This is a genomic window from Mesoterricola sediminis, assembly GCF_030295425.1.
GTDB lineage: Bacteria > Acidobacteriota > Holophagae > Holophagales > Holophagaceae > Mesoterricola > Mesoterricola sediminis.
The window spans coordinates 2,250,086-2,265,206 of the sequence record NZ_AP027081.1 but is presented as its reverse complement, the minus strand read 5'-3'; the positions used below and the strand labels follow the sequence as shown (position 1 = coordinate 2,265,206).

Annotated in this window: 10 protein-coding genes and 1 pseudogene; 6 read left to right on the top strand and 5 right to left on the bottom strand. The window is 70.8% G+C overall.

Features of this window, described 5'->3' with window-relative positions:
- Window positions 1–28: 28 nt before the first annotated feature.
- Window positions 29–1,723 carry an HD domain-containing phosphohydrolase gene (locus tag R2J75_RS10000; protein ID WP_279342143.1) on the bottom strand — a complete coding sequence of 565 codons (1,695 nt, stop codon included), beginning with the start codon at window positions 1,721–1,723 and terminating at the stop codon, window positions 29–31.
- Window positions 1,724–1,757: 34 nt separating this feature from the next.
- Between R2J75_RS10000 and R2J75_RS09995 the strand changes: the two genes are divergently transcribed.
- A complete protein-coding gene (locus tag R2J75_RS09995) occupies window positions 1,758–2,975 on the top strand; it encodes a class I SAM-dependent RNA methyltransferase (RefSeq protein ID WP_243334027.1) in 1,218 nt (405 codons plus the stop codon).
- Between the two features lie 21 nt (window positions 2,976–2,996).
- On the opposite strand, the gene R2J75_RS09990 is transcribed toward R2J75_RS09995, so the two are convergent.
- Window positions 2,997–4,247 (bottom strand): DNA-3-methyladenine glycosylase 2, encoded by a 1,251-nt coding sequence (locus tag R2J75_RS09990; protein ID WP_316411594.1) that lies wholly within the window; start codon window positions 4,245–4,247, stop codon window positions 2,997–2,999.
- Between the two features lie 27 nt (window positions 4,248–4,274).
- Between R2J75_RS09990 and R2J75_RS09985 the strand changes: the two genes are divergently transcribed.
- Window positions 4,275–5,087, top strand: coding sequence for a menaquinone biosynthetic enzyme MqnA/MqnD family protein (locus R2J75_RS09985; RefSeq protein ID WP_279342142.1), 813 nt, complete (start codon window positions 4,275–4,277; stop codon window positions 5,085–5,087).
- A 59-nt stretch (window positions 5,088–5,146) separates the two neighbouring features.
- Window positions 5,147–6,457 carry a Xaa-Pro dipeptidase gene (gene pepQ / locus R2J75_RS09980; protein WP_243334034.1) on the top strand — a complete coding sequence of 437 codons (1,311 nt, stop codon included), beginning with the start codon at window positions 5,147–5,149 and terminating at the stop codon, window positions 6,455–6,457.
- Window positions 6,458–6,505: 48 nt separating this feature from the next.
- On the opposite strand, the gene R2J75_RS09975 is transcribed toward pepQ, so the two are convergent.
- Together R2J75_RS09975 and R2J75_RS09970 are read right to left on the bottom strand one after the other, a co-directional pair.
- Window positions 6,506–7,486 carry a C1 family peptidase gene (locus tag R2J75_RS09975; protein WP_243346960.1) on the bottom strand — a complete coding sequence of 327 codons (981 nt, stop codon included), beginning with the start codon at window positions 7,484–7,486 and terminating at the stop codon, window positions 6,506–6,508.
- Window positions 7,487–7,513: 27 nt separating this feature from the next.
- Window positions 7,514–8,491, bottom strand: a complete 978-nt coding sequence (locus tag R2J75_RS09970; RefSeq protein ID WP_243334038.1) for a C1 family peptidase — start codon at window positions 8,489–8,491, stop codon at window positions 7,514–7,516.
- 314 nt (window positions 8,492–8,805) lie between these two features.
- On the opposite strand from R2J75_RS09970, the gene R2J75_RS09965 reads away from it, so the two are divergent.
- Window positions 8,806–10,947: a DPP IV N-terminal domain-containing protein gene (locus tag R2J75_RS09965; RefSeq protein ID WP_316411593.1), complete on the top strand. Its 2,142-nt coding sequence runs from the start codon at window positions 8,806–8,808 to the stop codon at window positions 10,945–10,947.
- A 155-nt stretch (window positions 10,948–11,102) separates the two neighbouring features.
- Window positions 11,103–11,513 (top strand): annotated as a pseudogene (locus R2J75_RS09960) (IS5 family transposase); the annotation flags it as partial.
- A gap of 440 nt (window positions 11,514–11,953) precedes the next feature.
- On the opposite strand, the gene R2J75_RS09955 reads toward R2J75_RS09960, so the two are convergent.
- Window positions 11,954–12,349 (bottom strand): YchJ family protein, encoded by a 396-nt coding sequence (locus tag R2J75_RS09955; protein ID WP_243331154.1) that lies wholly within the window; start codon window positions 12,347–12,349, stop codon window positions 11,954–11,956.
- Between the two features lie 217 nt (window positions 12,350–12,566).
- Here R2J75_RS09955 and R2J75_RS09950 point away from each other — a divergent pair, with 217 nt between their 5' ends.
- Window positions 12,567–15,098 (top strand): sodium-translocating pyrophosphatase, encoded by a 2,532-nt coding sequence (locus tag R2J75_RS09950; RefSeq protein ID WP_243331150.1) that lies wholly within the window; start codon window positions 12,567–12,569, stop codon window positions 15,096–15,098.
- The last annotated feature ends 23 nt before the right edge of the window (window positions 15,099–15,121 follow it).

Here is a 15,121-nt window from a genome sequence, read left to right as displayed (position 1 = left end):
TCTGGCACAGGCCCCCCGCCCCGCGCACCTATCGGGCGTAGACCCGCGCCTCCACGAACAGGTCCAGGAGGTCCGGGTCCACGTGACCCCCGGCCGCGTCCTGCCGGAGGATGTCCAGGCTCCGCTCCAGGGGGAGGGCGGCCTTGTAGGGCCGGTCCTGGGCCGTGAGGGCGTCGAAGATGTCCGCGATGGCCATGGCCCGGCTCTGCAGGGGGATGGCCTCCGCCGTCAGGCCCCGGGGGTAGCCCTGCCCGTTGAGGCGCTCGTGGTGGGCGTAGGCGATGTCCGGCACCGCGGCCAGGTCCGGGGTCCAGGGGATGGTGCTGAGGAAGGCGTAGGTGTGGGTCACGTGGCTCTCGATCTCCAGGCGCTCCGCCTGGGACAGGCTGCCCCGCCGGATGGTCAGGCTGGCCCTGTCCCCCGGCTCCAGGAGGGGCGCCCGCAGGCCGTCCCAGGCCGTGTAGGCCAGCTCGTCCAGCCGGCCCAGCCCCTCGGCCAGGTCCTCGGTGAGCACGGTGGGCTCGTTGCTGCGCAGCAGGAGGGAGATGAGGGACTCGGCCTCGGCCCGGTGCCGGGCCTCCACGCCCTCCCAGTGGGCCGGGTCGAAGGGGCGCCCGGCGGCCCAGTCCGCCCGCAGGGCGGCCAGGACCTCCTCCTGCTGGCGCTGGCGCAGGCGCTGGAGGAGGAGCTCCAGCCGGTCCGGGCCCAGCTTCTTGGACTTGACCAGCACCTGTTCCCGCACCCCCACCTTGCCGAAATCGTGGAGCAGGCTGGCGTAGCGGAGCTCCCGCAGCTGCCGGTCCGTGAAGTGCACCTCCCGGAAGGGGCCCCGGTCCGCGCGGTTCAGGGCCAGGGCCAGACCCACCGTCAACTCGGCCACCCGGCCCGAGTGGCCCCGGGTCACCGGGTCCCGCTGCTCGATGGCCTTGACCGAGGCGTCCACGAACCGCTCGAACAGGTGCTCGATGTCCCGGCGGAGGTGGGCGTTCTTGATGGCGACGCCGGCCTGGCCGGCCAGGCTCTGGGCCAGGTGCACGTCCGCCGGATGGAAGGGGACGGGCCGGGGATCCTCCTCCCCCGCCAGGCGGTTGATGAACTGGAGCACCCCCAGCACCTCGCCCTGGGTGTCCTGGATGGGCACCACGAGCATGGACCGGGTGCGGTAACCGGCCTGCCGGTCGTAGCTGTCGTTGAAGCGGTAGGGGGCCGCCTCGGGGATGGCGTACACGTCGGGCAGGACCAGGGTCTCCCCCGTCAGGGCCGCGAAGCCCGCCATGGACGTGCCCGTGATGGGCATCTGGAACCGGGTGTAGGGCAGGTCCACCCGGGCGTTCTGGGTGTGGGCGAAGAGCAGGTCCGTGCGGTCCACCACCAGGTAGATGGAACCGGCCTCGGCCATGAGGAGGTTGCGGCCGTGGGTGAGGATGAGATCCAGGAGCCGGTCCAGGTCCTGCTCCGAGGCCAGGGCCTTGCCCACGTCGTGGAGGCGCGCCATGTCCAGGCGGTCCTGGAGCCGCTCGTACCCCACGCGCACCAGGGCCGCGGCCCCCTCCAGGCCCGGCCAGGCCGGGCAGTGGGCCAGGAGGCCCTCCCCCGGCATCCCCAGCACCACGTCCGCGGGCCCCTCGGCGGTCCATTCCAGGACTTTTCGCACATCGTGGCCCAGAGCGGCCTCGAGGCTGCTACGGTGCATGTTGGGGACGGCGACCGTGAGACGCACCATGCAACCACCATCGAAAGGAAGAGGTCCGGGGGAAGTGTACCGGAACCCACAGGGCTCGATCGAGAAAACGGCCGTCACCGTGGAGCGCCTCGCCTGGGGCGGCAAGGGCGTGGCCCGGGCCGCCGACGGCCGGCTGATCCTGCTCTCGGCGCCCCTCGCCCTCTTCCCCGGCGAGGTCGTCGAGGCGGAGATCCGCTGGAAGCCCCGCCACGGCGAGGGCGACGTCCGCGCGTGGATCACCCCCGATGCCCGCCGGGAGCCCGCATCCTGCCCCGTGGCGCGCGCCTGCGGCGGCTGCGACCTCTGGGAGGCGGGCCCCCACGCGCCGGCCCTCAAGAAGGCCATGGTCACCGACCTCCTGGCGCGGTCGCTGCCCGGCGCCCCCGCGTGGACCTGGCTGGAGGCGCCCGCCTCGGCCCTGCGCCACCGCATCCAGGTGCACTGGACGGGCCGGGACCTGGGCTTCCACCGCCGCGGCACCAACGCGCTCGTGGCCGTCACCGGCTGCCCCGCCGCGGCCCCCGTCCTCTCCGCGGCCCTGCCGCGCCTGCAGGAGGCCCTGGAGGCCAAGGTGCTCCCCAGCCGCCCCCAGCGCTGGGAACTGGCCACCGGCACCCCGGCGGGCGAGGTCTTCGCCCAGGACGAGCAGGGCCGGGCCTGGAGCCTCGAACCCGACGGCTGGCATCCCACCACGGCGGGCGTCGAGCACCGTCTGGGCTCGGCCCGCCTCGGGCACCGCCCCGGCGGCTTCTTCCAGGTGTCCCCCGCCTGGGCCTGGGAGGCCTTCGGGCGCATCCTGGCCGGCTGGGACCTGCCCCCGGGCACCCTCTACGACCTCTACGGCGGCGTGGGGTTCTTCTCGGCCCTCCTGTCCGGGAGCGTCCAGCGCACGGTGCTCGTGGAGGCCGACGCGCCGGCGGTGGCCTGGGCCCGCCGCAACCTGGAGGGCCTCGACGCCGAATGCGTGGCCGCCGACGCCGCGGAATGGCTGCCGGAGGGCCTGGGGCTGCCCGGGGACCTCATCCTCCTGGATCCGCCCCGGGCGGGCCTCGCGCCCGAGCTGTGCGAACGCCTGCAGGAGGCCGGCGCCGAGGATCTCGTGCTCGTGGGCTGCGACGGCGCCGCCTTCTGCCGGGACGTCAAGCGCCTGGAACCCGCGTGGCGGCTGGAGGCCCTGGCCGTGGCCGACCTCTTCCCCAACACCGTCCACGTGGAATGCGTGGCCTGGCTGCGCAAGGCGCCCGAAGCCTGACCCGGGGCGCCCGCGAAGGCATCAGGCCGGAACCCCCTTGAGGCTGGCCCACAGATGGAAGGTGGCCAGGCTGCGGTGGGGGGCGTAGGGGGCCATGAGGCCGGCGGTCTCGGCGGGGCCGGGGCGGTGATCGAGGGCGTGGTGCCGCTGGAGGGCCGCGGTGAGGCCGGCGTCCCCCAGGGGGACGCAGTCCTGGAAGCCGCAGCCGCGCATGAGGACGTAGTGGGCCGTCCAGGGGCCGACGCCCTTCTGGGCGCGCAGACGGGCCTCGGCGCCCGTCGCCGTGCCCGCGGGCAGGGCTTCCAGCGGGAGGCGCCCCGCGGCCGTCTCCCGGGCGGCGGCGACGAGGTAGGCGGCCTTGCCCCGGGAGAACTGGAGGGGGGCCAGGACGGCCGGGTCCAGGGCCGCGACGGCCCGGGGGCCGGGGTGGGCCCGGAGCCCGAAGGGCGCCTCCCCGCCGCAGGCCTCCGTCAGCCGCCGGCGCAGGGTGTAGGCGAAGGCCAGGTTCACCTGCTGGCCCAGGATGGCCCAGACCAGGCACTCCCACACGTCCGCGGTCAGGGGGATGCGCAGCCCCGACCGGGGGGCCACCAGGTCCCGGAAGGCGGGGTGGGCCGCCGTGAAGGCCTCGAAGGGACCCGGATCGGAGGCGAGGCCCAGCATGCGCACCACGCGCCGGTGGACCCGCCCCATGCGCACGGGGTCGGCCGGCCCGCCGCCGTGGAGGCGGACCTTCACGGCCTGGCCGCCGAAGGCCAGGTCCACGGCCACGTCCGCCCCGTCCACCCGGAAGGCCTTGAGGAGCCGCCCTCCGTCCACCCGCTCGGAGTGGCTCAGGGGATCCCGGCCATGGTAGGCCAGCACATCCTCGATGCGGTACCCGGCGGGCAGGTCCAGGGTGAAGGCCGGCTCCCCCTGGCCCAGGGCCTGGTAGCGGGCGGGCGTCATGCCCGTGTGGCGCCGGAACGCCGCCCGGAAGGCGGCCGTCCCGAAGAACCCGCAGGCTTCGCCCGCCCGCTCGGGGGGACCGAAGGCGTCCAGCAGGTGGCGGCAGGCCGCGTCCACCCGGGCCGCCTCCAGGAAGGCCTCCGGCCTCGCGTGGACGTGGCGGAGGAAGGCGGCCTCCAGCCCCTGGGGGGTGAGGCCCGCCGCCGCCGCGAGGGCCGCCGGGGTGCGGAATTCGCCCGGATTTCGCCGGGCCGCGGCCATCAGCTCCTCCAGGGCCTGCCAGTCGGGAATTCCGGGGGGGATGGACGCATCGGACTGACGCATGCCCCCCAGTCTAAATACAATGGACCCATGGCCCATTCGAATCCTTTCCGAATCTCCATCATCGATTACCTGAATGCGGCGCCCTTGAATTACGGATTCAAGCACGGGCTGGGCTACGAGCACTTCCACTTGAAGTTCCACGTGCCTTCCCTGTGCGCCAACCAGCTCCGGTCGGGAGAAGTTGATGCAGGGCTCATCAGCAGCATCGAGTACCTCCGCATCCCCCGCCTGAAGCTCGTGCCGGGCCTCTGCATCGCCTCCCCCAAGCGGGTGCGCTCCGTCATCATCCTGTCCAAGGTCCCGCCCGAGCAGATCCGGACCCTGGCCCTGGACACCTCCAGCCGCACCTCCGTCGTCCTCGCCCAGATCCTCCTCCGGGAGCGCTACGGCGTGGCGCCCCAGGTGGTGGACATGGCCCCCGACCAGGTCGCCATGCTGGAGACCTGCGACGCGGCCCTGCTCATCGGCGACGTGGCCATGCGGACCCGGCGCGAGGGCCTCATCGTCCTGGACCTGGCCGAGGAGTGGCACGCCTGGACCGGCCTGCCGTTCGTCTTCGCCCTCTGGCAGGTGCGGGAGGACGCGCCGGTCCTTGAGATCCCCGGGGGCGTGGGCCCCTTCTTCCACCGCAGCCTGGAGCTGGGCCGGGAGAACCTGGCCGCCATCGTGGACGAGGCCTGGCGGACCATCGGGTGGACCAAGCCCGAACTCCGGGAGTATCTCACCGAGAACATCTCGTACCACCTGGGCGACCGGGAGCGGGACAGCCTCGCGCTCTTCTACGAGAAGGCCGTGGCCAACGGGTTCGCGCCGGCGACGAAGCCCCTCGCGTTCCTTTGACCCCCGCGGGGGCGTTTGGTGGATAATCGGGCTCAGGCATCCGACGCCCGGAGAATCCCATGGAAAACCTCAATACCCTGTTCCGCGACCACCTGCGGGAGCGCATGGCGTGGCTTGAGAAGGCCCTCGCAGCCAACGGACACGACGCCCTCGTGGTCTCCGCGGGCCAGCCCTTCACCTACTTCTCGGACGACCAGGACGCCCCCTTCAACACCGTTCCCCACTTCCGGCACTACTGCCCCCTGACGGGCCCCCACCACGTCCTCCTCCTCAAGCCCGGCGCGAAGCCCACCCTCATCCGCTACGCCCCCGAGGATTTCTGGTACGAGCAGCTGCCCCTGGGCACCCCCTTCTGGGCCTCCGAATTCGAGATCATCGAGGCCCCCAGCCTCGACGCCGTCTGGGAGAAGGTGGGCAGCCCCAGCCACGCCGCCTACATCGGCAACGAGACCGAGCGGGCCGCCACGGCCGGCCTGGAGCTGAACCCCGCGGGCCTCACCGCCTACCTGGACTGGGGCCGCAGCGTGAAGACCCCCTACGAGATCCGCTGCATGGAGGAGGCCACCGTCCTCGGCGCCCGCGGGCACGCCGCGGGCCGCAAGGCCTTCCACGCCGGCGCCTCCGAGCTGGAGATCCACTACGCCTTCGTGCAGGCCGTGGGCTGCCTCGACTTCGAGCTGGCCTTCTCCAGCATCGTGGCCCTTGACGAGAAGGGCGCCACCCTCCACTACGAGAACAAGCGCAGCTACCGGAGCGGCAAGGTCCTCCTGCTGGACTGCGGCGCCCGCACCCTGGGCTACGCCTCCGACATCACCCGCACCACCCCCGCCCCCGGCTGCGACCCCCGCTTCAAGGCCCTGGTGGACGGCATGGAGCGCAACCAGCTCGAGCTCTGCGGCGCGGTCAAGGCCGGCCTGCCCTTCGGCGACCTGCACCACCTGAGCCACCTCAAGCTCGCCGCCCTCCTGAAGGAGAACGGCCTCATCGACGCGGATCCCGACGAGGCCGTGAAGCTGGGCCTGACGCGGCCCTTCTACCCCCACGGCCTGGGCCACCACCTGGGCATCCAGGTCCACGACGTCGCCGGCAAGCTGGCCGGCCCCGACGGGACCATGGCGCCGCCGCCCGCGGAGCACCCCTACCTGCGCACCACCCGGACCCTGGACGTGGGCCACGTGGTCACCATCGAGCCCGGCCTCTACTTCATCCCCATGCTGCTGAGGCCTTTCCGGACCAACGAACACGCGGGCCGCTTCAACTGGAAGCTCATCGACGAGCTGGCCCCCAACGGCGGCATCCGCATCGAGGACAACGTCCTGGTGACCCCGGCCGGCCCCCGCAACCTCACCCGCGAGCACCTGCCCGCCTGAGGCGCCCCGGACCCGGAGCCCCCCGCCCCGGCGGGGGGCTCCGGCGCGTCAGTCCTGGGCCCAGGCCGGGGAGGTGCCGACCCGGTTGGCGCCGTACTTGATCCACATGAACCCGTTGATCCCCCACCGGGCCCCCCAGGAATTCTTCAGGAGCCAGGCGCCCTTGGCGTCGTCCCAGCCCACGAGCTGGATGGCGTGGTTGCATTCGCCCGGCGACGCCGTCCCGGTGAAGACCCCGCCGGTGTAGGCCTGGAAGCCCAGGTCCGCCCAGACCCCCGCGGACACGCAGCCCCACCTGCGGATGGCGGCCTTGATGGCCGGGACCGGGGGCAGCCCGTAGCCGTCGCCCACGTAGCCCCAGGCCCTGACCGGGGTGGCGGGCGCCCCCTTGTCGAAGACGCAGGCCACGCGCCGGGCCACGTAGGGGAAGGCGGTGGCGGGAATGGCGCCGGGGGCGCGGCCGGCCTCCGCGTTGGCCTTGGACGGCATCAGCATGTCGAAGCTGAACCAGCCGCCCTGGCAGCCATACCCGTCCGGATTGCAGCTCAGCAGCTGCTGCTCCGACAGCACGAGGGCGTCGCCGCTGGGGACGATGGCGCCGTCCGCGGCCACCCGGCCCTGGGGGGCGCCCGCGGCCTTGAGGGCCGCGCCCTCGACGGTGGCGATGGTGGAGAAGGCCCAGCAGCTGCCGCAGTCGCCCTGGTCCTTGGGTGGGCTGAACCAGCCCAGGAACCGGGAAGGCAGCGGCTCCGGCGCCAGCTCCGGCAGCGCGTCGTTGGCGCCGCCGCCCTCGGCATGGAGGGCCGCATCCCACTGCCGCAGGTCCGGCCGGAGGCCGCAGATCTGGTCGAGGGGGTATTCCAGGGCGGGGTTCACCCCCACCTGGTAGGTGGCGCCCGAGGCCTGGGCCTCGGACCGGGCCTGGTCCACGAGGGCCTGGATCCGGTCGTCGAAGCGCTGGGGGCCGTCCGCGGCGGCGAGGGAGGCGGCGCCCAGCGCGAGGGCGATGAAGCGGGACAGGGTGGTCATCTTGGTCTCCTGGTTCGCCGGGTCGGCTCAGTTGTCCGCCCAGGCCGCGTACGTGCCCACGTTGTTGGCCCCGTACTGGATCCACATGAAGCCGTTGATTCCCCAGTTGGGACCCCAGCTGTTCTTGAGCAGCCAGGCGCCCTTGGCGTCGTCCCAGCCCACGAGCTGGATGGCGTGGTTGATGGGGGCGGACCCGGTGCTGGTGAAGACGCCGCCCGTGTAGGCCTGGAAGGCGCGGTCCGCGTAGACGCAGGCCGCCACGGAGCCGTGGGCGTAGATGGCGGCCTTGATGGCGTCCACCGGGGAGGTGTTGCCCGAACCCACGTAGCCCCACCGGGAGACGGGCGTGTACGACGTGCGGGCCTCGAAGGTGCAGGCCGAGCGGCGGGTGACGTAGGGGAAGTCCCGGGCCGGGATGATGCCGGGGTAGTAGCCGGACCCCTTCGCCTGGTTGGCGGGCACGAACATATCGAAGGCGAACCAGCCGCCGTTGCAGCCATAGCCCCAGGGATTGCAGCTCAACACCTGCTGGGTGCTCAACTCGGCGATGTCGCCGCTGAGGACGATCCGGCCCCCCTCCTCCCGGAGCTGGGGCGCGCCGGCGGTCCTGAGGACCGCGCTCTCGATGGTGGCGGCGGTGGCGAAGGCCCAGCAGCTGCCGCAGCCGCCCTGGCTCCGGGCCGGGCTGGCCCAGCCCAGGTAGGCGGTGGGCAGGTCCACCATCGCCGGCAGCACCTCATCGTTGAGGTAGCCCCCCTGGGCGTGGGCCTGGTAATCCGCCGGCCTCAGGTCCGCCCGGGTTCCGCAGAGCTGGGCCAGGTCGTATTCCAGGGCCGGGTTGACGCCGACCTGGAAGGGACGGGCCTCCTGGCGGAGGGTGGCCCGCAGATCCTGGACTTCGGCGACCAACTGGGCGTCGAAGCCCTGGACACCGGCGCCCTGGGCGGCGGCGGGAAGCGCGGCCAGGGAGGCCATCAGCGCGGACAGAAGGAGGGTGGTCTTCATGGAATGCTCCGGAAGATGCGTGCGGAAGGGGCGCGCCGAGGCGCCCCGATGGCGGGCGGGACCGCCCCGGGCCGGGGTTTTCGGCCGAGCGGGCAATTCGGATCACCTTCGCGGAAGGAAGGCCGCGGGGCTGGGGTCCGGCCTGTCAACCGGTTCAGCCCTGCCACCCAAGGTTCGGTCGGCCCCGATGGATCCGCAAGACCGGCAAGGGTTTACGTGACCGGCGTCAACATGTTGAGACACCATGTCTCCCGTGATCCCTGTTCGGCCCCGGCCCGGGTACGGCTACGCTGGAGCTTTCCCCTGGAGCTTCCATGCGCCTGTTCCTCTTCGCCGCGGCCTGCGCGATCCTGCCCCTCCACGCCGACGGCACCGGTCTCACCGTGGCGCGCATCTACCATCCCGCCCGCGGCGAGACCTTCGTGGAAGCCCGCACCCTCACGCCGCAGTGGCGGCCCGACGGAACCCTCCTGGGCGAACGCCGGGACCGTTCGGGCTTCCGGACCCTGGAGCGGCTGGGCGCCACGCCGGAGCGGCTCCTGGAGGCGGAGCGCCTCCGGGAACTCCTCGCGAACGCCGGGGCCGCGCCCGTGGACGTGAGGGCCGCCCTCGCCCTGCCCTTCACCTGGAACCCGGCCCGGGACGCCTTCCTCGTGCGGGCCGGCGGCGCCCTCTACCTGGTGGACGCCGCCGGGGCCCAGGCCCGGCGCCTGGCCGAAGGCGACAGCCCCGCCTTCAGCCCCGACGGCGCCTGGGTGGCCTACCTGGACGGCCAGGACATCCACGCGGTGGAACTGGCCACGGGCCGCATCAGCCGCATCACCACGGGCGGCGGCCCGACCCGCCTCAACGGACGCATGGACTGGGTGTACCAGGAGGAAGTCTTCAACGAGCGGGGCAACTGGCGCGCCTTCTGGTGGTCCCCCGATTCCCGCCGCATCGCCTTCCTGAGCCTGGACGAGACGAACGTCCCCGTCTTCACCCTCGCCGACGATCGCACCCAGCCCCAGACCCTGCAGCGCCTGGCCTATCCCAAGGCCGGGGATCCGGTCCCCGGCGTGCGCCTGGGCGTGGCCGACCTGGAGGGCCGGATCCACTGGACCGAGGATCCCTACCCCGGCCGCGAGGTCTTCGTGGCCCGCGTGGGCTGGGACCCCCGGGGCCGGCTCGTGGCGCACTGGACGGGACGCGACCAGACCTGGCTGGAGTGCCGCCGCTACGAGGGCCCCGGACCCGGCCGCGTCCTCGTGCGCGAGCACCATCCCCGCGGCTGGGTGGAGCACCTGCCCCTGCCCCACTTCCTCGACGACGGCCGCTTCCTGTGGCTCTCCTCCCGCACCGGCAACAGCCACCTCTACCTGTACGACGGCAAGGCCGGCGTCCCCCTCACCTCCGGCCCCTGGGACGTGAAGCGGCTCCTGGGCGTCGACGCCCGGACCGGCCAGGTCCACTTCGAGGGCACCCGGCGGAATCCCGTGGGCATGGACGCATTCAGGGTCCCCCTCTCGGGCGGCGCGCCCGAGCTCCTCACGCCCGCCCCCGGCACGCACAGCCTCACCTGGGACCCCGCCTTCCGGCGCGCCGTGGACCGCTGGAGCGACATCGACACCCCGTCCCGGGACCTCCTCCTGGCCCCCGGCGCCCCGCCGAAGGTCCTGGAGGCCTCGGTGGCCACCCCCGCCTGGACCGCCGAAGCCAAGGGCAAGGTGGTCTTCCAGCAGGTGCGCACCCGGGACGGCTTCCCCATGGAGGCCATGCTGGTCCTCCCCGTGGGCTTCGATCCCGCCCGCAAGTACCCCGTCTTCCAGTACGTGTACGGCGGTCCCAACGCCCCCCAGGTCCGCAACGCCTGGAACCGCTCCATGCCCTGGTTCCAGTTCCTCGCCCAGCAGGGCATCGCCGTGTGGGTCTGCGACAACCGCAGCGCCGCCGCCAAGGGGAACGCCGCCCACCGCGTGAAGGGCAACCTGGGGGCCCTGGAGCTGGAGGACCAGCTCGACGGCCTCGCCTGGCTCCGGAGCCAGGGCTGGGCCGACATGGACCGCGTCGCCCTGGACGGCTACAGCTACGGCGGCTTCCTCACGGCCTACGCCCTCACCCACAGCGCGGCCTGGAAGCTCGGCGTCATCGGCGCCCCCGTCACCGACTGGCGCCTCTACGACTGCTACTACACCGAGCGCTACATGGGGCTGCCCCGGGACAACGCCCAGGGCTATGACGCCTCCAGCTGCATCAAGGCCGCCGCGGCCCTCAAGGGCAAGGTCATGCTCATCCACGGCACCCTGGACACCAACGTCCACCTGCAGAACTCCGTGCAGTTCCTGGACGCCCTCCAGAAGGCCGGCCACGACGCCCCGGTGACGCTGCTCCCCGGCTCCGACCACAGCCCCCGCGCACCCCAGCACGTGTACGCCATGTACGAGGCCACCTGGAGATTCCTGAAGGCCAACCTCTGAGGCCCCCCTAGGCTGTGTTCGGAATCTATAGATTAGATAAATAGTTAACTTGTACTCATACGTAAAGGCTCGTACACCACGAATTTTCCTGGGGTAACGATGCCGAGAAGTTTCCTGACCGATGAAAAGGGGGGGGGGGGCTCTGGAACCAGGCGCTCGGACGATCTCGGGGTGGATGCTCGACCAAGATCCATTTGATCTGCGATGCCCACGGTAATCCTTTGGATTTCCTGGTCACTCCGGGGCAAGCCCATGAAAGCCGGTCTGCTGAAGGATTGCTGTGCGGTTGGCAGGCAGAGTACGGGTTCGGAGATCGGGCCTACGATGGGAACCCGGTAAGGAAGGCGATCGAGGCCATGGGTGCGACAGCCGTCATCCCACCTCATCCCCGGCGCAAGAATCCGGCGGCCTGGGACTCACACCTATACAAGGCCCGCCATGCCATCGAGCATGGGTTCGCCAAGCTCAAACAGTTCAGGGCGCTGGCCACCAGGTTCGACAAAACGGCGCGAAGTTTCTCAGCCCAGGTGGCTTTGGCCTGCATCGTGATCTGGCTGAGGCTATGAGCGGAGGGTGACAAGCGTTCCGGATCCTCATTGATCCTATGAAACGCGGAGGCGCGGAGGATCTCGCAGAGGGTCGCGGAGGAAAGCGCTCCTGGAACCTGCCACCTCCCAATGACACGTCCCAACGGGAGGCGTGATGGGAAGGCATTGGGGAGAGGTCGACGGGGAGGATCCCTACAAGGTCTGTCTGGCGCACTCCCTGAGACTGGCCGGCCATAAGGTGAAGCGGGAGGTTTTCCTGGATATCGAGTGGAGGGGGCTTGTGGGCTTGATCCTTTCTCCGCGAGCCTCAGCGAGATCCTCCGCGCCTCCGCGTTCCAATAGGATGCTGCGAATGCGCGGCGCCATCAGGCACTGCAGCACAGACTCACTATTCCAGCTCCTCCATGCTCCGGCACGGATGGGTATTAGCCATTACTATCCTAGATTACGAACACACCCTAGTTGGTGTCCCCGTCGACGTAGGCCCAGCGGCCCTCTTCGCGGACGAAGCGGCTCTTCTCGCGGTGGAGCATGCGCTTGCCGTTGATCTGGAGCTTGGCGTGGAAGGTGACCGTGCCGGTCTCGTCCGCGGCGCCGCCGGCCTCGGTGGCCAGGACCTTCAGGGTGATGCACTTCACGGCGCGCACGTAGCGGCCCAGTTCCTCGATGTCCAGCTTGGCCCGCTCCTCGGCGCAGGTGGTGGCGGCCAGATAATCGGCCTTGCCCAGGGCGTAGGCGGAGAAGCGGCTGCGCATGAGCTGCTCGGCGGTCTCAGGCTGGGCCCGCCCGATCAGGAAAGGCTCGCAGCAGGCGGCATAGGTCTTGGTGGACGCACAGGGGCAGGGACGCGACATGGAAACCTCGGATGACGATTCGTCAGGCACCAGGGCGCGGCGGCCCGGTCCACGGCCGGTTGGCGAGGGCTCGGAACGTCAAACCCGCATTGACATGGGGTGACGGAGTGGTAGCCTGAGGCCGAATACCATCTCATGCTTCCCCTGGAAATGCCAGCACCCACAGGTATCCGGTCCCAGGGCCGGATTGATTCACCCTTTTTTTAAAGGAGTATCCATGCTGCATGCCTGGATGGACAAACTCAGGGTCACACCCCTGAAACGCCGGATCTATCTGGCGATCATGATGTGCGTCTTCGCCGTCGCCTACGCCGGCCAGGCCGTCGTCGCTCCCGCCGAGGGCCACGCCAAGCCCTTCAAGTTCTTCGCCCTCTTCAGCGATCCCGACTTCAGCAGCCTCGAGCGGGTCTGCCTGATGGTCGTCCTCGGCATCGCCATCGCGGGCCTCGGGTACGCGCTCCTGCTCATGAGGCAGGTCAACGCCGCGGACCAGGGCACGAAGCGGATGCAGGAGATCGCGGCGGCCGTGCGTGAGGGCTCCAACGCCTACCTCGCCGCCCAGTTCCGCAAGATCGGGCCCCTGATCATCATCATCACCGTGGTCCTGTGGTTCACCGTGACGGGCGACAAGGTCTTCGCCTTCGGCCGCGCCGGCGCCTTCCTCATGGGCAGCCTCTTCAGCTGGGCCGTGGGCTTCGTGGGCATGCGCCTGGCCACCACCGGCAACCTGCGCGTCGCCGCCGCCGCCAAGCACAGCTACGGCGAGGCCATGCAGCTCGGCTACCGCACCGGCACCGTCACCGGCATGCTCACGGACGGCCTCGGCCTCCTGGGCGGCACCCTGATCTTCCTCCTCTACGGCGTGCACGCCTACGAGGCCCTCCTGGGCTTCGGCTTCGGCGGCACCCTCCTCGCCCTGTTCATGCGCGTCGGCGGCGGCATCTACACCAAGGCCGCGGACGTGGGCGCCGACCTCGTCGGCAAGATCGAGAAGGACATCCCCGAGGACGATCCCCGCAACGCCGCCACCATCGCCGACAACGTGGGCGACAACGTGGGCGACTGCGCCGGCATGGCCGCGGACATCTTCGAGTCCTACGAGGTGACCATCGTCGCCGCCATGATCCTGGGCATGGCCTCCTTCGGCCACAAGGGCGTGATCTTCCCCCTGCTGGTGCGCGGCATCGGCGTCCTGGGCTCGATCATCTCCACCTACACCGTGAAGGCCGGCCCCGAGGACACCTCGGACACCGCCCTCAAGAGCGTGCACCGCGGCTTCTGGATCGGCTCCATCATCTCCGTGGTGGGCTTCTTCGTCCTGGGCTACTTCTACCTGCACTTCGACGCCAACTACATGGCCACCAACCCGATGGCCGCCGCCGGCTTCCCCGGCCATGATCCGAAGTTCCTGCCCGCCTGGGCCAACTTCGGCGTCGCCGGCCTCGACATGCGCCCGGCCATCACCTGCCTCATCGGCGTGTTCCTGGCCGTGGCCCTCAACAAGGTCACCAGCTACTACACCCACACCACCCACGCCCCGGTGAAGGGCCTGGCGCGGGCCTGCACCACCGGCCACGCCACGAACATCATCGAGGGCTTCGCCCTCGGCTACGAGTCCACCGTCGCCATGCTGGTGGTCATCGTCGTCGCCCTCTTCCTCTCCGTGCTGACCTACGCCGGCACGCCGCCCATGTTCGTCGCCTACGGCGTGGCCATGACCGGCATCGGCATGCTCACCCTCACCGGCAACACGATCTCCATGGACGTGTTCGGCCCCGTCGCCGACAACGCCAACGGCATCGGCGAGATGGGCTTCGACAAGGACGAGATGGAGAAGGAGAAGCCCGGCAGCTACAAGCGGGCCCGCCAGATCCTGGCCGACCTCGACGCCGTGGGCAACACCACGAAGGCCGAGACCAAGGGCATCGCCATCGGCTCCGCCGTCATCGCCGCCGTGTCCCTGTTCTCCAGCTTCATCGCCGTCATCGCGGTGGGCAGCGAGGACAAGATCGCCCAGATGTCCATCGAGGAGTACCGCAAGCACGCCGGCCTCCTGACCGTGGCCGACCCCAAGGTGTTCATCGGCTTCCTGATCGGCGGCGCCGTGCCGTTCCTCTTCAGCAGCCAGCTGATCCGCGCCGTGGGCCGCGCCGCCTACTACATCGTCATCGAGTGCCGCGCGCAGTTCCGCGACGCCGCCATCTGGGCCGGCACCAAGAAGCCCGACTACGGCCGCGTGGTGGACATCTGCACCTCCACCGCCCAGAAGGAGCTGGTGGGCCCCGGCCTCCTGGCCATCACCGCCCCCCTCATGGTCGGCCTCTTCCTGGGCCCCTACGCCCTGGGCGGCTTCCTGGCGGGCATGATCCTGGTCGGCCAGCTGCTGGCGGTCTTCATGGCCAACGCCGGCGGCGCCTGGGACAACGCGAAGAAGATGATCGAGGACGGCCTCTACGGCGGCAAGGGCAGCGAGGCCCACAAGGCCTCCGTCACGGGCGACACCGTGGGCGATCCCCTCAAGGACACCGCCGGCCCCGCCCTGAACCCCCTGATCAAGGTCATGAACATGGTGAGCCTGCTCGCCCTGGGCGTGGTCATGAAGTTCACCATCTTCCCCGTGGAAGGCATGACCAGCCTGAAGCTGGGCGGCCTGGTGGGCGGCCTCATCTGCGCCGGCCTCATCGGCTGGGCCGTGGCCAAGAGCAAGCAGGAAACGCCCGGCCTCGTGTCGGAGGAGGAGGCCAAGTAGGCCCTCCGCCCCGTTGGATGAAA

Excerpts from the sequence above, each read along its gene's own strand:
- R2J75_RS10000 (WP_279342143.1), bottom strand. The coding sequence starts at position 1,723 with ATGGTGCGTCTCACGGTCGCCGTCCCCAACATGCACCGTAGCAGCCTC.
- R2J75_RS09990 (WP_316411594.1), bottom strand. The coding sequence starts at position 4,247 with ATGCGTCAGTCCGATGCGTCCATCCCCCCCGGAATTCCCGACTGGCAG.
- R2J75_RS09985 (WP_279342142.1), top strand. The coding sequence starts at position 4,275 with ATGGCCCATTCGAATCCTTTCCGAATCTCCATCATCGATTACCTGAAT.
- pepQ (WP_243334034.1), top strand. The coding sequence starts at position 5,147 with ATGGAAAACCTCAATACCCTGTTCCGCGACCACCTGCGGGAGCGCATG.
- R2J75_RS09975 (WP_243346960.1), bottom strand. The coding sequence starts at position 7,486 with ATGACCACCCTGTCCCGCTTCATCGCCCTCGCGCTGGGCGCCGCCTCC.
- R2J75_RS09970 (WP_243334038.1), bottom strand. The coding sequence starts at position 8,491 with ATGAAGACCACCCTCCTTCTGTCCGCGCTGATGGCCTCCCTGGCCGCG.
- R2J75_RS09965 (WP_316411593.1), top strand. The coding sequence starts at position 8,806 with ATGCGCCTGTTCCTCTTCGCCGCGGCCTGCGCGATCCTGCCCCTCCAC.
- R2J75_RS09955 (WP_243331154.1), bottom strand. The coding sequence starts at position 12,349 with ATGTCGCGTCCCTGCCCCTGTGCGTCCACCAAGACCTATGCCGCCTGC.
- R2J75_RS09950 (WP_243331150.1), top strand. The coding sequence starts at position 12,567 with ATGCTGCATGCCTGGATGGACAAACTCAGGGTCACACCCCTGAAACGC.